This window comes from Streptomyces sp. NPDC001617 (assembly GCF_053596855.1).
The window spans coordinates 1-21,334 of the sequence record NZ_JBSFHA010000016.1 but is presented as its reverse complement, the minus strand read 5'-3'; the positions used below and the strand labels follow the sequence as shown (position 1 = coordinate 21,334).

The window sequence follows — 21,334 nt, the reverse complement described above, 5'->3', positions numbered from 1 at the left end:
CCGCTCCCCCGGTCCCGTGACGCCCCGTCCGATCGCTGTCTCTCCCTCTCAACGTCCGGCGGGTACCGCTAGTGCCCGTTCCCTTCCGGTTCCTCCAGAAGTCCCGCGTCGTACGCCAACAGGGCGATCTGCACCCGGTTGTTGAGGTCGAGCTTGGCCAGGATGCGGGAGACGTGGGTCTTCACGGTCGCGACGCTCATGAAGAGGTCGGCGGCGATCTCGGCGTTGGACAGACCCCGGCCGACCGCGACGGCGACCTCGCGCTCACGGTCGTTGAGGGCCGCGATGCGCGCACGCGCGCGTGTGCGGCGCGTGTCGGCGGCGCTGCCGACGGCGTGTTCCATCAACTGGCGGGTGACGGTGGGCGACAGCACGGGGTCGCCGGTCGCGACCCGGCGCACCGCGTCGACGATCTCGGCGGGCGGGGTGTCCTTGAGGACGAACCCGGCGGCACCGGCGCGCAGGGCGCGCAGCACCTGTTCGTCGGCGTGGAAGGTGGTGAGGACGACGACCTGCGGGGCGTCCTTGCGGGCCCGCAGCCGCTCCGTGGCCGTGAGGCCGTCCACCGACGGCATCCGGATGTCCATGAGGACGACGTCCGGCCGGGTGCGGTCGACGAGCGCCTCGACCTCTGCGCCGTCGGCGGCCTCCCCGACGATCTCGATGTCGTCCGCGCCGCCCATCATCAGGGACAGGCCGGCCCGCACCAGGGGGTCGTCGTCGACGAGGAGCACTCTGATCGCAGTCATGGGCCATACGTAATCACGGTTGCGGACAGGGACGTTGGCGTCTCGGCTCGTCAGGTGGTCATCCCCAGGGCAGCCACGCCCGCACCCGGAATCCCCCGTCGTCCTCGGCCCCGTGCGCCAGCCGGCCCCCGGCCAGCGTGGCGCGCTCCGTCAGCCCGATCAGGCCCTGTCCGGAGCCGGGGACGGACGGGACCTCGCCCTCGGGCGGTGGGTTCCGCACGGTCACGGTGAGCCCGTCGCCGTACGCGCCCGTGACGGTCACCGTGACCTCGGCCCCCGGCGCGTGCTTGCGGGCGTTGGTCAGGGCCTCCTGGGCGATGCGGTAGGCAGTGCGGCCGACCGAGGCCGGGACGGCGGCGGGGTCGGTGACCCGGCTGTCGAGGGTGACCTTCATGCCGGCCTCACGGGACTCGGCGACCAGCGCGTCGAGTGCGGCGAGCGTCGGCTGCGGACGGCCCGCCTCGTCGGGTTCGCCCGCGCGCAGCACGCCGATGATCTCCCGCAGGTCCTGCAGGGCCTCGTGCGCACTCTCCCGGATGACACCGGCCGCCCGCGCGATCTCCTCCCGGGGCGCGTCCGGGCGGAACTCCAGGGCGCCCGCGTGCACGCTGAGCAGCGTCAGCCGGTGGGCGAGGACGTCGTGCATCTCCCGGGCGATGGCCTCGCGGGCGAGCCGCTGCGCCTGCTCGGCCCGCAGCCGCGCCTCCGTCTCGGCGCGCCGGGCACGGTCCCGCAGGCTCAGCATGAGCTGCCGCTTGGACCGTACGAACATGCCCCAGCCGATGACGGCGACAGTGAGCAGCTCGGTGAACGCGACGACGCCCGCGTACGGCAGGTCGGGGTCGGGGCGCATCAGGTAGAACAGCGGGACCAGCGCGAGCTGGACGCCGCCTATCCAGGCGACGTACCGGAAGGGCCGGTGCACGGCGAGGGTGAACAGGGCGATCATGGCCGCGCCGCCCGCCGTGTCGGACAGGAAGCCGACCGGGATCATCGCGACCGCCAGCCCGAGCGGCCGGCGGCGCCGCAGCCACACCGCCGCGCAGGCCAGTGCGCCGAGCAGTTGGTCGAGGACGGCGAGGGCGTGCGAGGTGTGCGGGTCGCTGTTCAGGGTGTCCGCGGCCGCGAGGCCGATGACCGCGGCGAGCAGGAAGCAGGTGAAGTCGACGATCCAGTCGCGCGCGGTGCGCCGGGGCCGGGCCGAGCGCCCGGCGTCGGGGTCGATCTCGTGCAGCAGGGCGGACGGGAACAGCCATCTGCGCCGCCCTACGACCCCCGTCACCGCGGGCGTCCGCGTCTCGTCGGTCACGGTCGACAAATCTACGCAGCCGCGGCCCCCGGCACCTCCCCACGCGGGGCGATCCCAGACCAAAGTCGCACGGCCGCAGACTTTCGACGCACCGGCCCCCGGGGAACCGGAACTTCCGTCGCGCACGACTCGCCCCGCGGCCGATGTGCGTGGGGGTTCCGCGGGGCGAGGGTCGTGCCATGAAGCAGGTGCTGGAGGTACTCGGTTTCCTCGCCCTGGTGCAGGGCGTGCTGGGCCTGGTGCACGAGTTCACCCACTGGCATGCGGGGCTCGTCCAACGGCTCGGTTTCCTCGACGGCTACGGGGTCTACGCGAGCGTCGCCCTGGTGGTCCTGGCGATCGCCCTGTTCGCCGCCGCACAGAGCCGGAGGTCCGGGTAACGCGGTGCAGGCGAGCCCGGCCCGGGCGGCGCTCAGGCCGCCTCGGTCCGTCGGCGCGCACCGCGTTAACTCCCGGAAAACTCATCGGACTTGACGGGAAAATCTCCGGAGTTGTCATTGACATGCCACGGTCTACGCGCGTCATCATGAGGGCATGAGATTCCCCCCACGCGCCACCCGTATCGGCGCCGCAGCCGCTCTTCTGTCCGCCCTGCTCGTGGGCGGCACCGTCGCGGCCACCCCGGCGTCCGCCGCTGTCGGCAGCATCTGCTACAGCGACCTGCCCTCCCAGGCATACGACACGCTCGACCTGATCGCGTCGGACGGCCCCTTCCCCTACTCGCAGGACGGCACCGTCTTCCGGAACTCGGAAGGGGTGCTGCCCAGCCAGCCGTCCGGCTACTACCACGAATACACGGTCAAGACTCCGGGGTCGTCCACGCGCGGAGCACGCCGGATCGTCACCGGTGAGGAGACCCAGGAGGACTACTACACCTCCGATCACTACGCCACGTTCGATCTGATCGACTTCGACTGCTGAGGCCCGGCAGTCCGTCAAGGTGACCGAGCCCCTCGTCCCGCGTCCCCCCACAGTGCCGCCGGCCGCGGGGCGAGGCACGTTCCCCCAGGTGTTCGACGGGGAACTCCCCACCTGCCACAGGGCTGATCCCGGCCAACTGCCGGGCATTTGGCGAGAACCAGTACTCTTCCGCCAGCGTCGTACGGCTGGGGTGCCGACGGCCTGAACTGTGGGGGTACGACATGAGCAGCGAGCTCTACTTCAGCAACAACTACCGCGACCTGTGCGAGCGCAACGGCACCGGGGCCGGTTTCCAGTTCGAGTTCTCCTGTTCTCGCTGCTATGACACCTGGCGTTCGCCGTTCGAGGCGTACGCCGGTGAGCGGGCCGCCACCTGGCTCGGCAAGGGCGTCGACATGGCCTGGAGCCTGCTCGGCAGTGCGGGCAGGGGGGTCTCGTCCGCGGCCGACGGGCTCGCGGGGGCGGGCTGGGGGCAGGCCCGCGACCATGCCTTCCAGCGGGCGATCGCCAACGCGCAGGGGCATTTCAACCGCTGCGCGCGCTGCACGAACTACGTCTGCGGACGCTGCTGGAACGCGGCGCAGGGACTGTGTCTGCACTGCGCACCGGACACCGCGGCCGAGGCCATGGCGGCCCAGCAGCGCGGCCTCAACGACATGGCCTCCCAGCGGGCGTACGCCGCGGGACAGCAGGCCGGGCAGGCCTACGACCCCACCACACCCCGGCAGTTGGTCTGCCCCCAGTGCCGCACCGAGACCCACGGAGCCGCCTACTGCTCCGGCTGCGGCCATCACCTGGCCCAGTCCACCCGGTGCACCTCCTGCTCCGCAGCCGTGCCGGACGGCGCGGCATTCTGCCCGGGGTGCGGCACACGGCGGTAACGCGGTCCGCCCGACGTCGGCGCCCGGTCCCGTCACGCGTCGGAATCGAGCCTGCTGCTCAGGGCCGCGCACTTCGGCGCCGGGGTCACAGGAACGCCCTGCGGCGGCGCACGGCCGCCGCACGGCGTTCGGTCAGGCGTTCTCGGGGAGCTTGTACTCGCCGTAGTCCGGGCGTCCGGCCAGGTCGTACGTCTGGATGGACACCCCGGCGGGGGTGACACGGCCGCCCGTGTGCCGGAACTTCGTCGGCCGCGCGCCCTCCGTGAAGAGGCGACGGCCGGAACCGAGCACGACCGGGAACGTCGCCAGGTGGAGCGTGTCGATGAGGTCGAGCGCGAGCAGGGACTGGACGAGGGCGCCGCTGCCGTGCACCTGGAGCTCGCCATCCGTGCGTTCCTTGAGGGCGGTGACCTCCTTGGCGAGGTCGCCGCTGATCACGGTGGTGTGGGCCCACTCGGGGTCGGTCAGGGTCGCCGAGGCGACGAACTTCGGCAGGGCGTTGAGCTGGGAGGCGATGAGGTTGTCGGGATCGGTCACCTTCGGCCAGTAGGAGGAGAAGATGTCGTACGTACGGCGGCCGAGGAGGAACGCGGCGGGGTGTGCGAAGACCTCGGTGACGAACCGGCCGAAGTCGTCGTCGCCGTACACGAAACTCCAGCCGCCGTGCTCGAAGCCGCCGCGGGTGTCCTCCTGGGGACCGCCGGGCGCCTGATACACGCCGTCGAGAGTGACGAAGATCGTGGAGACGAGCTTGCCCATGACAGGTGCCTGCTTCCTGGTGCGGGGTCTGTTGTCATCACCTCAGACCCCGCGGACACCCGCAACTCATCGCTCGTCCAAACGGCACCTCAGCCGGCGTGCGTCGAGAAGAGGCCGCCGGTCGGACCCTGCTTGTCGCCGCCCTGGGCCTTCTTCAGCGCGTTGGCCAGGCTCTCGATGGTGAGGGACTGCAGGATCACGCGGCCGTTGCCCTCCAGGGTGGCCAGGGAGAGGCCCTCGCCGCCGAAGACGGCGTTCATCATGCCCTGGCGGTTCAGGCCGCCGATGCGCTGGACGCCGTACTGGATGCCCTCCTCGAAGGCGACCACACAGCCGGTGTCGACCTCGATGCGGCCGCCGAAGTCGGCCGGGTTGAGGTCGATGAAGTTGCCGGCGCCCGCGATGATCACCGTGCCGTGCCCGGTGAACTTCTCCAGGACGAAGCCCTCGCCTCCGCTCATGCCGGTGCGGCCGCCCTGGAAGGCGATGCCGAAGTCGACGGTGGACTCGGCGGCCACGAAGGCGTCCTTCTCGGCGAACCACGCGCGCGTGCCGTCGAGTTCCAGGGCGCGCATCTCGCCGGGGAGCACGCCCGCGAAGCCGACGGTGCCCTCGCCGCCCTGGGAGGTGAAGTACTGGAACGCCAGCGACTCGCCCGCGAGCATGCGCTGGCCGACCTGCATGGCGGTGCCCATGGCCTGGCGCAGCATGCCGCCCATGCCACCGCCTCCGCCCTGCTGCTGGCCTCCGCCGTTCGACGGGCCGGAGAGGCGGGTCTCCATGGTCACGTTCGTCGTCTTGAACAGGAACTTGCCGGCCTCGCAGTACACGGTCTGGCCGGGGCGCAGGTTGACGACCGCCATCTGCATGGCGTTGCCGACGATCTCTTGCTGAAGGGTCACGTGGGAGGAACGCCGGAGGGAGAGCGAAGAGTTCCTGCGTGTTCTCGGTCACTCGATCTCGTCCTGGGCCCGGCGTTGGTCCGGGTCGTCCGCGGCTGTCGCGGTGGCGCGTGCATCGTGGAATCTGCGGATGACGTCGAGCGGTCCGTCCCGTGCGGCGAGGCCCTCCGCGCCGGGGCGGGAGAGTGCTTGGCGCAGGGCGTTCTGGAGGGTGTCGCGGACGTGGGGCCAGGGGTGGTCTCCGTCGGAGGGCCCCGTCCAAGGTCCAGCAGCTGCTCCTCGAGCCACCCACTGGCCTTGGAGGTGTGGATGACCGCCTCGGGAGGTGACGTGGGCCGTGGCGGGTCCCGACGTGCCGCGACCCGCCGAAGCTTCTCGACCAGGATGGAGGAGGCCTGCCCTCTGAGCCAGGAGCGGCCGTCCCTCACATCCAGGGATTCCTCGGTGAACGCGAGCGGCCGGTACAGCTCCCGCTCGTCCAGCCGCTTCAGCTCCTCGCCGACGACGGCCTCGTACACCCGAGGATCGCGCGGCACGCCCATCGGATCCCCCTGGTGCGTCGACACCGACGGGATCAACGACAGTGAGGCGCACCGGAGTTGGCGGACGGTGCGCCCCAGGGGTTCAGCCGCCGAGCTCCTGGTGCCGTGCCGCCAGCCCCGCCGCCCCCTGCTCCGTGAGCGAGCCGAACAGGCGCAGGCGGGAGATGCCGCCGTCCGGGAAGATGTCCACGCGCGCGTGCGTGCCGATCGCCGGGGCGGGGAGGACGAAGCGGTGGTTGGTGTCGGGCTGGAGGCGGGTGCGCGGGAGGATCTCCGTCCACGCGCCGCTCTCGCCGTCCTTCACCGAGACCGAGGCCCAGCCCGCGCTGTTGCCCTTCAGGTACGCCGTGTCGATCTCCAGGGCGCGGATCCGGGACTGGGCCGCGAGGCGGTAGCGGATCCAGTCGTTGCCCTGGTCGCGGCGGCGGCGGGTCTCCCAGCCGTCGTCCATCTTGCGGGAGCGGCCCGGCTGGATGGTGTTGGTCGCCGGGGAGTAGAAGAGGTTCGACGCGTCCTCCGCCTGGCCGCCGTTCTCCAGGGCGACGACGTCGAAGGTGCCGAGGGTCTCCAGCCACTTCGGGTCGGGGACCACCTCGCCGTACACGCGCAGGCGTGCGATGCCGCCGTCGGGGTGCTGGTTGACGCGCACGTGCGTGAAGCGCTGTTCGACGGAGATGGAGAAACCATTCGCCGCGTGGCCGCCGACCGGGGTGCGGGGGACGAGCGTGGTCCACTTCACGTCGTCGCCGAGGAGTTCCTCGGGGGACGGGGAGCCCGGTACGGACGTTCCCTCGACCGACACCGCCTGCGGGTAGTTGCCCCGGAAGTGGGCCGTGTCGACGACGATCCCCCGGACGACACCCGGCGCGCCCAGGCGCACCAGCGCCCAGTCGTGGTCCTCCGCCGTCGGCCACGGGTGCTCCGCCGAGACACCGCGCCGGCGCCGCGTCTCCCAGCCGTCCATGATCTTGCCCTTGTGCCCGAAGTGCTCGGGGTCGAACTCGGCGCGCTCGGGCACCAGCAGGTTCTCCCGCTGGGCGAAGAACTCGTCGTTGGCGGCGATGACACCGGCACCGAGCTGCCGGTCGGAGAGGTTGGCGTACTGGGTGAAGGGGAAGTCGGCGGTGCGGTAGTCGGCGTACGGGTCGCCGCCCCCGTAGGGGTTGGCGTCGCCGGAGAAACTCGGAATCGCCGTCACGGGATACATGCCTTTCGGGAGTCGGCCGCTGCGGGTGCGGAGAACGGGATCATTGGTCGCGGGTGAGGAGCTGCCCCTTCGGCTCGGTGAACTCGCCGTCCGCCACGATGCGTCGGCCGCGCAGCCAGGTCGACTTCACGACGCCGTACAGGGTCTTGCCGGCGTAGGCCGTGACGCGGTTGCGGTGCTGCAGGGCGGCCGGGTCCACGGTGAACGTCTCGTCGGGCGCGAGGACCGCGAAGTCGGCGTCGCGGCCGGCCTCGATGGCGCCCTTGCGATCCAGGCCGACGAGTTCCGAGGTCCGTGCGGACATCCAGCGGACCACGTCCTCCAGACCGTGGCCACGCGTGCGTGCCTCCGTCCAGACGGCGGCGAGGCTCAGCTGGAGTCCTGAGATGCCGCCCCAGGCGGTCGCGAAGTCGTCCGTCTTGAGGTCGGCCGTGGACGGGGAGTGGTCGGTGACCACGCAGTCGATCGTGCCGTCGGCCAGCGCCTGCCACAGCAGGTCCTGGTTGGCGGACTCGCGGATGGGCGGGCAGCACTTGAACTCGCTCGCGCCGTCCGGGACTTCCTCGGCGGTGAGGGTGAGGTAGTGCGGGCAGGTCTCGACGGTGATGCGGACGCCCTCCACCTTGGCCTCGGCGATCAGTGGCAGCGCGTCGCTCGACGACAGGTGCAGCACGTGCACGCGCGCGTCGAGCCGCTTCGCCTGGGCGATCAGCTGGGCGATCGCCGTGTCCTCGGCGTCGCGCGGGCGGGAGGCGAGGAAGTCGGCGTACTTGGGGCCGCCCTGCTGCGGGGCCGCGTCCAGGTGGTGCGGGTCCTCGGCGTGCACGATCAGCAGGCCGCCGAAGGAGGCGATCTCGGCCAGGGACTGCGCGAGTCGGTCCTGGTCCAGGTGCGGGAACTCGTCCACGCCGGAGGGCGACAGGAACGCCTTGAAGCCGAAGACCCCGGCCTCGTGCAGCGGCCGCAGGTCCTTGACGTTGTCGGGCAGGGCGCCGCCCCAGAAGCCGACGTCGATGTGCGCCTTGTCGGCGGCGACGTCCTTCTTGGTACGGAGGTTGTCGACCGTCGTGGTCGGCGGGAGGGAGTTGAGCGGCATGTCGACGAGGGTGGTGATGCCGCCGGCCGCCGCCGCGCGCGTGGCGGTCCAGAAGCCCTCCCACTCGGTGCGGCCCGGGTCGTTGACGTGCACGTGCGTGTCGACCAGGCCGGGCAGGACGACGTGGTCGCCCACGTCCTCCAAGCGGGCGCCGGCCGGCACCTCGGCGCCGTACGGCAGTACGGCTGTGATCCTCCCGTCGGCGACCGCGACCGAGGCCGCACGCGTCCCCTCGGGTGTGATGACGCGTGTCGAGCGCAGCACCAGTTCTACGTCGGACACCTGGACCCCTCTCTGCCGCCGCCGTTACACCCCGGAAACGGGATTTACTTCCACGTAACGGAATTCAACTTTCTGTTGAAGGAGTCTTCACTCCCACTCTCGCGCCGTCAAGGGCACACTGATCCAGGGTGCTCCCGATGGCGCTACTCTGGACGTTTCCACAAAGCGGAATTATCATTCCAGCAAGCAGAACGTAGCTACGCACAAGCGGGCGGTCAACCGACTGCCGGGTAGGCTTCTGCCCTTCCTGCCAGCCCCGAAAGGAACGCGCCGTGCCGACGTCCAGCGCCAGCACCACCGACTCCGCCAAGTCCGCCAGTGGCGGGGTCCAGTCCCTCGAGCGCGCCTTCGATCTGCTCGAGCGGATGGCCGACGCGGGCGGCGAGGTCGGTCTGAGCGAGCTCTCCGCGAGCAGCGGGCTGCCGCTGCCCACCATCCACCGCCTGATGCGCACACTCGTGGCCTGCGGTTACGTCCGTCAGCAGCCGAATCGCCGGTATGCGCTCGGCCCGCGCCTGATCCGCCTCGGCGAGTCGGCGTCCCGACTGCTCGGCACCTGGGCGCGCCCGTATCTGGCCCGCCTGGTCGAGGAGACCGGCGAGACCGCGAACATGGCGCTGCTCGACGGCGACGAGATCGTGTACGTCGCGCAGGTGCCGTCCAAGCACTCGATGCGGATGTTCACCGAGGTCGGCCGCCGTGTCCTCCCCCACTCCACGGGCGTCGGCAAGGCCCTCCTCGCCAACACCCCGGACGACGAGGTCCGCGCCCTCCTCTCCCGCACCGGCATGCCGGCCGCGACCGAGAAGACGATCACCACGCCGGACGGATTCCTCGCGGCCCTGGAGGACGTCCGGCGTCAGGGTTACGCCGTGGACGACAACGAGCAGGAGATCGGGGTGCGGTGCCTCGCGGTGTCGGTCCCCAACTCCCCCACCGCGGCGGCGATTTCGATCTCCGGTCCGGCGGGGCGGGTCACGGAGTCGGCGACGGACAAGATCGTGCCGGTGCTGCAGCAGGTGGCCGGGGAGCTGTCGGAGGCGCTGGCCACCCAGAACCCGGCGTGACGGCGGTGCAGCGCTGGCCCGGCCGGTACACCGACCGGCACGGTTCGCAGGACGTCGTCTTCGAGTCGGACGGGCGGGAGCTGATCCGTACGACGATCAGGGGCGTGCGCTTCGGGGGCTCCGACATGGACGACCTGGGCGCCCTGGACGGGGAGCCACCCGAGGCCTCCTTCGCCTTCCATCACGCAGGACTGTGTTCCTGCGTTCTGGAGTGGGCCCTGCCCCTACCCGTCGAGCAGGACGGCGGCGTACGAACCGGCGTGCTGCACTGCACCCTGCGGCTCGGCGACCCTCGGCCGCCACACGGTCTGGACGCGGAGACACTGACCGTCACCCTGCGCCTCGGCGACGGCGAGTACCGCAGCGGGGAGCATCACTCGGATTTCGAGGGCGCGCTCAGCGACATCCAGCGCCGACTGCCGGAGAGATCCCGCATCCGAACCTGCGTCGCCTGCGCCTGGTCCGACTACAGTCCCGCAGGGGGCTCGCTGATGGCGGGACTGGCCTGCTTCCGCGACGTCAAGAACCGCTACCGGCAGGTGGACGGCAAACATGGACCGCACGGCATCTTCGCGGTCTGGGACGAGCGCACCGAGTTCGTCCAGGAGACCTGGCTGTGCGAGCAGTTCGAGCGCCGCGGGCCCAACGCGGGCTACCGGGGTTCCTTCCCGATCTAGCTAGCGGCGCGGCTCCCCGAACAGCTCCACCGCGTTCCGCACCTCCGTCAGTCCCCGCGACAGCGCGCTCACCGACCCGATCGCCCCCGCGATCAGCAGCAGCGACCGCCGCAGGCGGGGAATCTCGGGTGCTCCGTAGATCGTCATCGCGGCCAGCGCGGCGAGTTCGTCCTCGGCGATGGCGCGGTCGGGGAACTCGGCCGGGTGGGCGGCGAGTTCACGGCGCAGTCGGGACACGGCGGTCCGCAGTTCCGCCACCCTCGGGTCCTCGTCGCTGCCGGTCACTGGCCTCTGCCCCAAGCTCCGCAACACAGCTCTCCCCCCTCGCACGCCCTTGTGCGCTGTCATGTGGTGATCCCGAACAGCCCCGTGGCGCTGGTCGGGCGCCGGGGGACGCGGGTCAGTAAACGCCACCCGATGCCGGGTGCGCCACCGTGCGGACCGAAATTCAGCCCCTGGAAACCGGGCACTCGCCTCGACGTCAGGTATGCAGGACCCATGACGGACAACGAACAGCAGGTGGCCGGGCTCGTCCTCGCCGCGGGGGGCGGGAAACGGCTCGGCGGGCGGCCCAAGGCACTGCTCCGGCACCGTGGACGCCCGCTCGTCGAACACGCGGCCGGAGTGCTGCGCGCGGCCGGCTGCACCCGCGTCCACGTGGTCCTGGGAGCGCGGGCCGACGCCGTACGGGAGGAGGCGGAGCTCGATGGGTGCGTGGTCGTCGACAACCCCGCGTGGGAGGAGGGCATGGGGAGCTCACTGCGGGCCGGGCTGCACTCGCTCGCCGGGACGGGGGCCGGGGCGGTGCTCGTGTCGCTCGTCGACCAGCCGGGGATCGGGGCGGAGGCGGCGCAGCGGGTGGTGCAGGCGTACGAGGGCGAGGCATCCCTGGTCTCCGCCGCCTACGACGGCGTACGCGGCCATCCCGTGCTCTTCGGCGCGGCGCACTGGGCGGGCATCGCCGAGAGCGCGACCGGGGACCGGGGGGCCCGCGCCTACCTCAGGGCGCACGAGTCGTCGATCACGCTCGTCGAGTGCGGGGACGTGGCCGAGCCGTACGACATCGACACGGAGGCCGATCTGGTCCACCTTGAATGAACCTTCAGTGAGCAGGGTGGCACTCAGCGCCACCTTCCCTCGACCCGGAGAATCTCGACATCAACAAACTATTGAACTTCCACGATGAGGAAACTAGTATCCACTGTTCAGAAGCGCCCTTCCGCCCCCAGGGTGCTGCTCGCCCTACCCGGTACGCCTGGCACCCGGTGCCACCGCTGAAGGAAGTGACAGCTCATGTCCGCACCAGCGCCGTCCCCGCTGGCCATCGTCGACGCCGAGCCCCTGCCGCGGCAGGAGGAGGTCCTCACCGAGGCGGCGCTCGCCTTCGTGGCCGAGCTGCACCGGCGGTTCACGCCGCGCCGTGACGAACTCCTCGCCCGCCGCGCCGAGCGCCGCGCCGAGATCGCCCGCACCTCCACCCTCGACTTCCTCCCGGAGACGGCCGCGATCCGCGCGGACGACTCCTGGAAGGTGGCCCCCTCCCCCGCGGCCCTGAACGACCGCCGGGTCGAGATCACCGGCCCCACCGACCGCAAGATGACCATCAACGCCCTCAACTCGGGGGCGAGGATCTGGCTCGCGGACTTCGAGGACGCTTCCGCCCCGACGTGGGAGAACGTGATCCTCGGTCAGGTCAACCTGGCCGACGCGTACACCCGGAACATCGACTTCACGGACGAGAAGTCGGGCAAGTCCTACGCCCTGCGCCCGGACGAAGAGCTGGCGACGGTCGTCATGCGCCCGCGCGGCTGGCACCTGGGCGAGCGGCACCTGGTGGACGAGAACGGCACCCAGGTCCCGGGCGCCTTCGTCGACTTCGGCCTCTACTTCTTCCACAACGCCCAGCGTCTGCTCGACCTCGGCAAGGGCCCGTACTTCTACCTCCCGAAGACCGAGTCGCACCTCGAAGCGCGGCTGTGGAACGACGTGTTCGTCTTCGCTCAGGAGTACGTCGGCATCCCGCAGGGCACCATCCGCGCGACCGTCCTGATCGAGACGATCACGGCCGCGTACGAGATGGAGGAGATCCTCTACGAACTCCGCGACCACGCCTCGGGGTTGAACGCCGGCCGCTGGGACTACCTGTTCTCCATCGTCAAGAACTTCCGTGACGGGGGCGCCAAGTTCGTCCTGCCGGACCGCAACGCGGTCACCATGACGGCCCCGTTCATGCGGGCGTACACCGAACTCCTCGTCCGCACCTGCCACAAGCGCGGCGCGCACGCGATCGGCGGCATGGCGGCGTTCATCCCGTCCCGCCGGGACGCCGAGGTCAACAAGGTGGCCTTCGAGAAGGTCCGCGCCGACAAGGACCGCGAGGCCGGCGACGGCTTCGACGGCTCCTGGGTCGCCCACCCCGACCTGGTCCCGATCGCCATGGAGTCCTTCGACAAGGTCCTCGGCGACAAGCCCCACCAGAAGGACCGCCTGCGCGAGGACGTCCACGTCGAGCCCGCCGACCTCATCGCCGTCGACTCGCTGGAGGCCAAGCCGACGTACAACGGCCTGGTCAACGCCGTCCAGGTCGGCATCCGTTACATCGAGGCCTGGCTGCGCGGGCTCGGCGCGGTCGCCATCTTCAACCTCATGGAGGACGCGGCGACCGCCGAGATCTCCCGCTCGCAGATCTGGCAGTGGATCAACGCGGGCGTCGAGTTCGAGAACGGTGAACTCGCCACCCCGGAGCTGGCCCGCAAGGTCGCCGCCGAGGAACTCTCGAACATCCGCAAGGAGATCGGCGAGGAGGCCTTCGCGGCCGGCCACTGGCAGCAGGCCCACGACCTGCTGCTCCAGGTCTCCCTCGACGCCGACTACGCGGACTTCCTGACGCTGCCGGCGTACGAGCAGCTCAAGGGCTGACGTCGTCCTGCGCAGCCTTGTCCGAGTGGCCCAGGGACTTTCCCGGGGCCACTCGGTCGCGTACGGCCTGCTTCACCGCCGTGGGCTCCGGGAAGCCCTGCTCCCGGCGGTCCCAGACCACCTCGTCGTCCACGCGTACCACGAACACCCCACCCCTGCCCGGCTTCAGCGCCAGTTCGGACAGCTCGGTCTCGAAGGTGGTGAGCAGTTCCTGGGCCAGCCAGGCCGCGCGGGGCAGCCAGCGGCACTGGGTGCAGTACTCGATCTCGACCCGCCGCTCGCCCGAAGAAGCCTCCGTCATCCGAGGTGCACCGACCAATCCTGTTCGGCCGCGGGCTTGCCGTGCAGATCGGGGACCTGCTTGAGCCACGCGGGGCGTCCTTGCTGGTTCCGCGCCGCCCGGAGTGCCTCCTCCGCGGCGAGCTCCTCCCGGGAGGGGAAGTCCGTGGGCAGCCAGGCCTCGGAGGCCCGCACGCGCGCGTGGAGGTAGGTCACATAGGCCTCGCGTGCCTCCCCCGGTGTCGTGAAGTCGGTCAGCCAGGCGTCGGGGACCTCGGCGACGATCCCCCGCAGCAGTTCCTCCGTGACCTTGGGAGCCAGCTCGGCGTCGGCCGCCCGCAGGTCGGGGGCGTAGTGGCCGAGGGCATGGTGGCGGAAGTCGTACCGCTTCGCGGGGTCCGTGGTGTCCCAGCGGTGGTGGAAGACCAGGGCCGCGCCGTGGTCGATCAGCCACAGGCGCGGCGGTGCGACGCCGAGCGTCGGCCAGACCATCAGGTTGGAACTGTGCACCGTGCGGTCCACGTTGACGGTGAGCGCGTCGAGCCAGACGATCCGGCCCGCCTCGACCGGATCGACCCGGAAGGTCTTCGCGACCTCCGGAGTGAAGTCGACGGCGCCCGGCAGATAGTCCATGCCGAGGTTGATCCCCGCACTGGCGCCGTGGAGTTCCCGCACCTCCTGGTGGGGCTCGCCGTCCGCGATCGCCGGGTCGAAGTGGACCAGGACCAGCTCGGGGAAGCGCAGGCCCAGCGCGCGGGCCAGTTCGCCGACGATCACCTCGGCGACCAGCGCCTTCCTGCCCTGCGCGGAGCCGGTGAACTTGACGACGTACGTGCCCAGGTCGTCGGCCTCGACGACTCCGGGCACGGAGCCGCCGGACCGCAGGGGCGCGAGATAACGGGTCGCGGTGACCTCAGGCAGCATCCTCGCAGGTTACCCGGCCCTCACCCGGCGTGGTGCGGGCGCCGTCAGGCCGAGACGGCCTGGGGGAAACGGAAGAGGCCGTCGGGGTCGTACTTCTTCTTGACCCGGACCAGCCGGGGCGCGTTCTCCGCGTAGTAGGCGGCCATGTAGCCGGAGAGGGCCGGGTCGATGTAGTTCTGGTAGGACTCGCCGTTCGAGTAGGGGTCCATCGCCCGGAAGCCGCGGTCGGCCCAGTTCCGGGCGGACGCCAGGCTGTCGTCGTCGGTGGGGCCGACGGCGATCGACGCGTTGTAGGTGAGCAGGTAGAGGCTGTCGCGGTGCACATAGGCGGTGTCCGTCCGTCTGAGGGCGTTGACAGCGCCGCCGAGCGCGGTCGCGCGGAGCTGGCGCAGCTGGCCGCTCCTGCGGTCGGTGTCGTATGCGGTGAGCAGCTCCGACCAGTTGCCGCGCGGAAGGGGCCCCGTGAACAGCCTGCTGCGGGCGTCGGCCCAGGCGGTCCGGGCGAGTTGCGCGTCGGTTCCGGTGCCGGTGCGGTGGCACTGGGCGACGGTGTAGGACGAGCAGCCGTAGGCGATCATCAGGGCGGATTCGTAGGACATGAGGGAGGCGAACTGGGCGGCGGGTGCGCTGCCGACGGCGTCCGCGAGCCGGGCCGCCTCCTGGTTCAGCTGGTCGATCCCGGCCAGTCCCAGCAGGATCACCTGGACCTGGGGAGTGGCGGACGGGTCGGTCAGGTTGACCTCGGCGAGACCGCCGACCGTCGAGGGCGCGCCGGCCAGCCACTGCGCCCAGCCGTTCAGGACGTCGACGGCCTGGTCGTAGGACCAGTTGACGAAGGCCACCGCGATCTCGGCGACCGGGTCGGTGGTGACGGTGTACGACGTCACGACGCCGAAGTTGCCGCCGCCACCGCCGCGCAGCGCCCAGTACAGGTCGGGGTGCTCGGTGGCGGAGGCGGTGACGCAGCGGCCGTCGGCGAGCACGACCCGGGCCGCGGTGACCGTGTCGCAGGCCATGCCCATGGTGCGCGTCTGCGGTCCCAGGCCGCCGCCCTGCAGGAAGCCGCCGGCGCGGACGGTCGGGCAGTAGCCGCCGGCCATGGCCAGGCCCGCCGAGCCGAGGGTGTGGGTGATGTCGACCATCTGGGCGCCCGGGCCCAGGGTGGCCGTGCCGGAGCCGACGGAGATCGAGTCGAGCCGGGACACGTCGACGACGAGCCCCTGGGAGGTGGAGTAGCCGGCCGCGCTGTGGCCGCCGCTGCGCACCGCCATCGCCAGGTCGTGGTCGGCGGCGAAGCGCAGGCAGAGCGCGACGTCGGCGGGGCTTTCGCAGTAGGCGACCGCGCTCGGGTTCACGGTGTCGAACTGGATCTGGTCGAGTTGCCTGGCCTGGTCGTAGGTAGCGTCGCCGGGCAGGATCAGATCGCCTTGCAGGTGGGAGCGGAGGCTGTCCCAGCGGACCGCCGCCCGGGCCGGCGCGGCGGTGAGCATCGGGACGGCTGCCAGGCCGAGGGACGCGGCCCCGGCGCGGAGAAGGTTGCGGCGGCTGAGCACGGTTTCCCCCAGTTTTCTCAAGACGGTTGCGCTGGCCGGGCCGATCGTGGAACCGCCGCATGGGCGGAAACCTTGAATCCCCCTTGCAAGATCGGGTCAAGGTTCGCGCCCAGTGCACCGTCCGAGAGTGGAGCCCCCGAAGGGAGGCAGACATGGCACGACAGCTCAGGGTGATCGTCGCGGGCGGCGGGATCGGCGGGCTTGCCACCGCGCTGGCGCTCCGCAAGGCCGGCATCGAGGTGGTCGTCCTGGAACGGGCGCTGCGGCTGCGGGCCGCGGGGTGCGGAGTCCATCTGTGGACCAACGCCGTGCTCGCGCTGCAGGACCTGGGCCTGGCCGGTCCGCTGCACGCGGTCGGCCGATCGCAGGTCCGCTGCGAGTTCCGCAACTGGAACGGCGGCGAGCTGGCCGTCTGGCCGGTGGAGCAGTTCGTGGACCGGTACGGACAGCCGGTGGTGGCCATCGGCCGCGACGACCTGGTGGACATCCTCGCCGACGCCCTGGAGGCGGCGGCTCCGGACGCGGTGCGTACCGATGCCGACGTCGTCGGATACAGGCAGGGCGATGACGGGGCCGGGGTCGCCGTACTCCTGGCCGACGGATCGGAGGTCCGCGGCGATGTGCTGATCGGCGCGGACGGCGTCAACTCCCGCGTGCGTGCGCAGCTCCTCGGCGACACCCCGCCCGACTTCGCCGGCTACACGGCGTGGCGGGCCGCCGTACAGGTGGAGCCTGACTTCGTCCCGGACGACTTCTTCCGCTGCATGTTCGGCAACGGCACCAGGTTCGTCTTCTACGCCATCGCTCCGGGCCGGCTGCACTGGATGAGCGTGGCGAACACCCGGCCGGGCGGCCGGGACGGCGGCGACGTCAAGGACATGCTGCTGGCCCGTCACCGGGGCTGGATGGACCCGGTCGAGGAGATCATCGAGCGGACGCCCCCGGAGGTGATCCTCCGCAACGACGTGGTGGACCGCCGACCGGACAAGGTCTGGGGCGAGGGCAGGGTCACGCTGCTCGGTGACGCCGCCCACCCGATGAACTTCAACGTCGGCCAGGGCGCCTGTCAGGCCCTGGAGGACGCCCTCGTGCTCGCCCGTGCCCTCGCGACGACGGCCGATCCCACGGCCGCGTTGCGCGCCTACGAGGAGGAGCGCCGGCCGCGTGTCCACTCGTTCCAGAAGGCGGCCCGGGTGGTGGGCCGGGTCGGCAGCTGGGGCAACCCGGTCGCCGTCCGCGCCCGCACGCTGCTCTACCGGGCCGTGTGGGCGGGGCCGATCTGGAAGCAGGTGGACAAGGACATGGCAGGCGGGGCCCGCTGGGACGCTCCGCAGATTCCGGTGTAGGCCTCTAGGTGCGCAACTGGGCGGCGAAGAGCGGTTCCACGGCGTTCAGCATGAGCGCCCTGGCCCGCTCGGTCCCGCCCTTGACCCGGCCGGCCATCGCCAGCGACACACAGCCGTGCAGAAAGGCCCAGACGGTGTCGACCGCCCCGCCGGGGTCGCTCAGTTCGGCACCCCGCGCCTCGGCGGTGCTCTGCAGGGCGATGCGGAACGTCCGGAAGGCGGTCTTCGCCTCCGTGGGGGTCTCGGCGGTGCCGAACGGGACGCCGTCCATGCCGTTCATCGCCTGGTAGAGCTCGGGCGAGGCGAACGCGAACGACCAGTACGCCTCGGCCATCGCGGTCAACCGCTGCTGCGCCGGGGCCTCGGCGGCGGCGGCGAGCCGGTCGGTGAGTTCGCTGAAGCCGACCAGCATCAGCTCGACGAACAGTGACTCCTTGCTGGAGAAGTACTGGTACAGGATCGGCGGGGTGTACTCGAGCTTGTTGGCGATGCGGCGGATCGTGACCGCGTTCCAGCCCTCTTCGGCCGCGATGTCCCTCGCCGCTTCCAGCAGGCGCGCGCGCATCTGCTGACGCTCCCGCTCGCGCCGCTGCCTGCTGGCGCTCGGCTGCGGCTTCGGCTGCGCGAGCTCGGGTTTCGTCGTCACGTTCGTCCTTCCGTTGACACGGGAATACTATCGCCGATCTAATGTCTAACAATGATAGATTTGCTGACAGCATTAAGGAGCCAGGCGTGATCGTCGTCTTCGGCGGCACCGGCAAGGTCGGCCGCCAGATCGTGGACCAGCTGCGCAGCGACAGGCACGCGGTGCGCGTCGTCACCCGGACCCCCTCCTCGGTGAAGTTCGCCCGGGACGTCGAGGTCGTCGCCGGCGACCTGCACGACCGGCACTCGCTCGTCCGGGCCGTCACCGGCGCCAGGGCGATCGTCTGCACCGTCCAGGGCGGTAACGGCAAGGGAGCGAGCGGCCCCAAGGGCATCGAGGGCAAGGGTGTACCCGCCCTCGTCGACGTCGCCCGGGACGCCGCGGTCCAGCACTTCGTGTACCTCTCGACGGCGAGCGCGCGGGCCGACAGCCCGGTCGAGTTCTTCCGCCTCAAGTTCGAGGCCGAGCGCACGCTGCGCGGCAGCGGGGTGCCGTTCTCGATCCTGCGGCCCACCCATCTGATGGACACCTGGGTGGAGATGCTCGCCGCGGAGATCGCCAAGAAGGGGAAGGCCATGGTGCTCGGCTCGGGCGCCAACCCGGTCTCCTGGGTGGCCGGCTCGGACGTCGCCCGGGTGGCCGCGGCGCTGGCCGTGGGCGCGGGTGAGGGCTTCTCGGCCGACCTCGGAGGCCCCGAGGCGCTGACCCTCGCCCAGGTCAACGAACTCGTCGCGGCCTCGATGGGCACGCAGGTCAAGGGCGAGAACAAGATGCCGGTCGGCATGCTCCGGCCGATGAGCGCGCTGATGAAGCCGTTCAACCCCGTCCTCGCGCGCCAGATGCAGATGGGCGTGGTCCTGGACACCCAGCCGCAGGTCGTCGACTCCGGCGCGGTCTGGGCCCGGTACGGGCAGCCGCTGTCACTGTCGGCCTGGCTGCAGCGTCACCGGCCCGGTGTCACGGAGGGCGTCTGATGTACGCCGCCATCGGCGCGTTCCTCGTCCGCCGGGCCAGGCTCGTGCTCGCCGTCTCCGGCCTCGCTCTCGTCGCATCGGTGCTGCTCGCGGGGGGCGCGTTCACCAAGCTGCAGGGCGGCGGCTTCACCCCGGCGGGGGCCGAGTCGGTCGCCGCCCGCAAGCTCGTCGACCAGAAGTTCGGCGGCGACCCCAATCTGGTCCTGGTCGTCGAGGCCAGGTCCGGCACGGTCGACGCGCCGGACGTACGCGCGGCGGGCGCTGACCTCACCACCGCGCTGAAGGCCCGTCACGAACTGCGCAACGTGACCACGTACTGGGCCGCCGGGACACCCTCGCTCAGGTCGTCCGACCGCAAGTACGCGCTGGTCCTCGCGCATGTCACGGGCACGGAGACCGAGCAGGACAAGACCGTCGGCGCCATCGTCGACCACGATCTCCAGAAGGCCGGGGACGCCGTGGTGGTACGGCCCGCGGGCCCGCTCGGCGTGAGCCACGAGATCGGGGTGAAGGTCAAGAAGGGGATCGCCCTCGCCGAGGGCATCGCCGTGCCGCTGACGCTCCTGCTGCTCCTCGTGGTGTTCGGAAGCCTGGTCTCGGCGCTGCTGCCGCTGCTGATCGCGCTGCTGGCGGTCCTGGGGACGTTCGCGGAACTGTCCGTGCTGGGTTCGATCACCGACGTCAGTGTCTTCGCCACCAACCTCACCACCGCGATGGCGCTCGGCCTGGCGATCGACTACGCGCTGCTGAGCGTCAGCCGGTTCCGGGAGGAGCTGGCCCGGGGGCGTGACGTGGAGTCCGCGGTGATCCGCACGGTGGAGACCGCCGGGCGGACCATCGTGTTCAGCGCCGCGGCCGTGGCGGCGGCGATGTGCGCGCTGCTGGTCTTCCAGTCGGTGTTCCTGCGCTCGCTCGCCTACGCGGGCATCGGACTGACGGTCATCTCGGCGGTGGCGGCGGTGGTCGTGCTGCCGGCGCTGCTGGCGGTGCTCGGCCACCGGGTCAACGCCGGCCGGATTCCCCTGGTCCGTTCATCCCGTATCGCGGCCTCTCGGCCGTGGGGCCGACTCGCGGGAGCCGTCATACGGCGGCCCGTCGTGTTCGCCGTGCCGATCATCGCGGCGCTGGTGTTCCTGGCCCTGCCCGCCCTGCACATCTCCTTCGCCACGCCCGACGACAGGATGCTGCCGACCTCGGCCGACAGCCGGCAGGCGAGCGAGGTGCTGCGGACCTCCTTCGGCGGCGACACCACCGCGACGGTCAGCGCGGTCAGCGAGCGACCGGTCACGCGCGACCAGGTCACGTCCTACGCACGGCGGCTCTCCCGACTGCCGCACGTCGGACGGGTCGACAGCAGCGCGGGGCGCTTCGTCGCGGGCACGCTGTCACAGACCGGTGAGACGGACCGGCTCGGCGCGGCCGGCACCGAGCAGGTGCTGATCACGCCGGCCACCGGGGTCGGCCCGGAGTCCCGGGCGGCCCAGGATCTGGTCGAGGACATCCGCGGTGTGCGCTCCCCCGGCCACTTCCTCGTCGGCGGCACCACCGCGGAGCTGATCGACACCAAGGACGCGATGCGCTCCCGGCTGCCCCTGGCGGTCGGACTCATCGCGCTCACCACGTTCGTGCTGCTCTTCCTCTTCACCGGCAGCGTCGTGCAACCGCTGCGGGCCCTGCTGCTCAACGCGCTGGGGCTCTCCACGGTCCTCGGACTGATGGTGCTGGTGTTCCAGGACGGGCACCTGAGCGGGCTCCTGGACATCACCGCGCGGCCGCTCGACACCTCGATGCCGGTGCTGCTGCTCTGCATCGCCTTCGGTCTGTCGATGGACTACGAGGTGTTCGTCATGAGCCGGATCGCCGAACTGCGCAAGGGAGGCGCGAGCACCCGGGAAGCGGTCGTCGAGGGGCTCGGCAGGACCGGACGGATCGTCAGCACCGCGGCCGGTCTGATCGCCATCAGCTTCTTCGCCTGGGTGGTCAGCCCGCTGACCTTCGGCAAGTTCTTCGGCATCGGGACGGGACTGGCCATCGTCCTCGACGCCACCGTCATGCGGGGCGTCCTGCTGCCCGCGTCGTTCCGGCTGCTCGGCGACGCCTCGTGGTACGCGCCCCGGTTCCTGCGCCGTGCGCACGACCGGTTCGGACTGAGCGAGGCGGAGGAGGAGATCCCCTCCGCCCCCTCGTCGGTCACGGTGACACGCTGAAGTCCTCGCCCCGGCCGGCCGGGGCCCCCAGAAGGGGTGCGGCCCGCCCCAAGAGGTGGACCACCCAACGGAAGAGAGCCAAAAGGGGAACGCG

General features: G+C 71.1%; 22 protein-coding genes. 10 read left to right on the top strand and 12 right to left on the bottom strand.

Going from position 1 to position 21,334, the window contains the following annotated elements; translation table 11 throughout:
• Positions 1-68 precede the first annotated feature (68 nt).
• Complete coding sequence (locus ACWC09_RS14875) at positions 69-749, bottom strand: response regulator transcription factor (RefSeq protein ID WP_450850926.1); 681 nt, start codon at positions 747-749, stop codon at positions 69-71.
• Between the two features lie 58 nt (positions 750-807).
• The gene (locus ACWC09_RS14870) at positions 808-2,067 is read right to left on the bottom strand and encodes a sensor histidine kinase (protein ID WP_450850925.1); all 1,260 of its coding nucleotides are present in this window, start codon (positions 2,065-2,067) and stop codon (positions 808-810) included.
• A 170-nt stretch (positions 2,068-2,237) separates the two neighbouring features.
• On the opposite strand from ACWC09_RS14870, the gene ACWC09_RS14865 reads away from it, so the two are divergent.
• The 3 genes from ACWC09_RS14865 to ACWC09_RS14855 all read left to right on the top strand — a co-directional run bounded on the left by ACWC09_RS14865 (position 2,238) and on the right by ACWC09_RS14855 (position 3,860).
• Positions 2,238-2,438 (top strand): hypothetical protein, encoded by a 201-nt coding sequence (locus ACWC09_RS14865; RefSeq protein WP_450850924.1) that lies wholly within the window; start codon positions 2,238-2,240, stop codon positions 2,436-2,438.
• A gap of 154 nt (positions 2,439-2,592) precedes the next feature.
• Positions 2,593-2,979 carry a ribonuclease gene (locus tag ACWC09_RS14860; protein WP_450850923.1) on the top strand — a complete coding sequence of 129 codons (387 nt, stop codon included), beginning with the start codon at positions 2,593-2,595 and terminating at the stop codon, positions 2,977-2,979.
• Positions 2,980-3,200: 221 nt separating this feature from the next.
• Positions 3,201-3,860 carry a zinc ribbon domain-containing protein gene (locus tag ACWC09_RS14855; protein WP_450850922.1) on the top strand — a complete coding sequence of 220 codons (660 nt, stop codon included), beginning with the start codon at positions 3,201-3,203 and terminating at the stop codon, positions 3,858-3,860.
• Between the two features lie 132 nt (positions 3,861-3,992).
• Here the strand turns inward: ACWC09_RS14855 and ACWC09_RS14850 are convergent, their stop codons facing one another.
• The 5 genes from ACWC09_RS14850 to allB form a co-directional block, all read right to left on the bottom strand.
• Positions 3,993-4,619, bottom strand: a complete 627-nt coding sequence (locus tag ACWC09_RS14850; protein ID WP_450850921.1) for a dihydrofolate reductase family protein — start codon at positions 4,617-4,619, stop codon at positions 3,993-3,995.
• 89 nt (positions 4,620-4,708) lie between these two features.
• Positions 4,709-5,521, bottom strand: a complete 813-nt coding sequence (locus ACWC09_RS14845) for an AIM24 family protein (protein WP_450850920.1) — start codon at positions 5,519-5,521, stop codon at positions 4,709-4,711.
• 48 nt (positions 5,522-5,569) lie between these two features.
• Positions 5,570-5,809 (bottom strand): hypothetical protein, encoded by a 240-nt coding sequence (locus ACWC09_RS14840; RefSeq protein WP_450850919.1) that lies wholly within the window; start codon positions 5,807-5,809, stop codon positions 5,570-5,572.
• A gap of 336 nt (positions 5,810-6,145) precedes the next feature.
• A complete protein-coding gene (gene alc / locus ACWC09_RS14835; RefSeq protein WP_450850918.1) occupies positions 6,146-7,261 on the bottom strand; it encodes an allantoicase in 1,116 nt (371 codons plus the stop codon).
• Positions 7,262-7,310: 49 nt separating this feature from the next.
• Entirely contained in the window at positions 7,311-8,648 is a 1,338-nt protein-coding gene (allB, locus tag ACWC09_RS14830) for an allantoinase AllB (protein WP_450850917.1), read from the bottom strand.
• Positions 8,649-8,920: 272 nt separating this feature from the next.
• On the opposite strand from allB, the gene ACWC09_RS14825 reads away from it, so the two are divergent.
• Both ACWC09_RS14825 and ACWC09_RS14820 read left to right on the top strand, forming a co-directional pair.
• Positions 8,921-9,715 carry an IclR family transcriptional regulator gene (locus tag ACWC09_RS14825; RefSeq protein ID WP_450850916.1) on the top strand — a complete coding sequence of 265 codons (795 nt, stop codon included), beginning with the start codon at positions 8,921-8,923 and terminating at the stop codon, positions 9,713-9,715.
• On the top strand, positions 9,712-10,392 hold the full coding sequence (locus tag ACWC09_RS14820; protein ID WP_450850915.1) for a DUF6304 family protein: 681 nt from the start codon (positions 9,712-9,714) through the stop codon (positions 10,390-10,392). Before ACWC09_RS14825 ends, ACWC09_RS14820 begins: the two co-directional genes overlap by 4 nt.
• Here ACWC09_RS14820 and ACWC09_RS14815 read toward each other — a convergent pair whose 3' ends face one another.
• A complete protein-coding gene (locus ACWC09_RS14815) occupies positions 10,393-10,677 on the bottom strand; it encodes a DUF5955 family protein (protein WP_450850914.1) in 285 nt (94 codons plus the stop codon).
• A gap of 213 nt (positions 10,678-10,890) precedes the next feature.
• On the opposite strand from ACWC09_RS14815, the gene ACWC09_RS14810 reads away from it, so the two are divergent.
• Complete coding sequence (locus ACWC09_RS14810) at positions 10,891-11,490, top strand: nucleotidyltransferase family protein (RefSeq protein ID WP_450850913.1); 600 nt, start codon at positions 10,891-10,893, stop codon at positions 11,488-11,490.
• A 195-nt stretch (positions 11,491-11,685) separates the two neighbouring features.
• Complete coding sequence (aceB, locus tag ACWC09_RS14805; RefSeq protein WP_450850912.1) at positions 11,686-13,311, top strand: malate synthase A; 1,626 nt, start codon at positions 11,686-11,688, stop codon at positions 13,309-13,311.
• Here aceB and ACWC09_RS14800 read toward each other — a convergent pair.
• The 3 genes from ACWC09_RS14800 to ACWC09_RS14790 are packed head-to-tail and all read right to left on the bottom strand — an operon-like array spanning position 13,301 to position 16,088.
• Complete coding sequence (locus tag ACWC09_RS14800) at positions 13,301-13,612, bottom strand: SelT/SelW/SelH family protein (RefSeq protein WP_450850911.1); 312 nt, start codon at positions 13,610-13,612, stop codon at positions 13,301-13,303. The two genes, aceB and ACWC09_RS14800, sit on opposite strands and share 11 nt — an antisense overlap.
• Positions 13,609-14,514, bottom strand: a complete 906-nt coding sequence (locus ACWC09_RS14795; RefSeq protein WP_450850910.1) for a HipA family kinase — start codon at positions 14,512-14,514, stop codon at positions 13,609-13,611. The genes ACWC09_RS14800 and ACWC09_RS14795 overlap by 4 nt, the downstream gene beginning before the upstream one ends.
• Positions 14,515-14,558: 44 nt before the next feature.
• Complete coding sequence (locus tag ACWC09_RS14790; RefSeq protein WP_450850909.1) at positions 14,559-16,088, bottom strand: FAD-binding oxidoreductase; 1,530 nt, start codon at positions 16,086-16,088, stop codon at positions 14,559-14,561.
• 131 nt (positions 16,089-16,219) lie between these two features.
• On the opposite strand from ACWC09_RS14790, the gene ACWC09_RS14785 reads away from it, so the two are divergent.
• A complete protein-coding gene (locus ACWC09_RS14785; RefSeq protein ID WP_450850908.1) occupies positions 16,220-17,413 on the top strand; it encodes an FAD-dependent monooxygenase in 1,194 nt (397 codons plus the stop codon).
• A 4-nt stretch (positions 17,414-17,417) separates the two neighbouring features.
• On the opposite strand, the gene ACWC09_RS14780 is transcribed toward ACWC09_RS14785, so the two are convergent.
• Positions 17,418-18,059, bottom strand: coding sequence for a TetR/AcrR family transcriptional regulator (locus ACWC09_RS14780; protein WP_450850907.1), 642 nt, complete (start codon positions 18,057-18,059; stop codon positions 17,418-17,420).
• 86 nt (positions 18,060-18,145) lie between these two features.
• On the opposite strand from ACWC09_RS14780, the gene ACWC09_RS14775 reads away from it, so the two are divergent.
• The gene (locus tag ACWC09_RS14775; protein ID WP_450850906.1) at positions 18,146-19,033 is read left to right on the top strand and encodes an SDR family oxidoreductase; all 888 of its coding nucleotides are present in this window, start codon (positions 18,146-18,148) and stop codon (positions 19,031-19,033) included.
• On the top strand, positions 19,033-21,240 hold the full coding sequence (locus tag ACWC09_RS14770) for an MMPL family transporter (protein WP_450850905.1): 2,208 nt from the start codon (positions 19,033-19,035) through the stop codon (positions 21,238-21,240). Before ACWC09_RS14775 ends, ACWC09_RS14770 begins: the two co-directional genes overlap by 1 nt.
• The last annotated feature ends 94 nt before the right edge of the window (positions 21,241-21,334 follow it).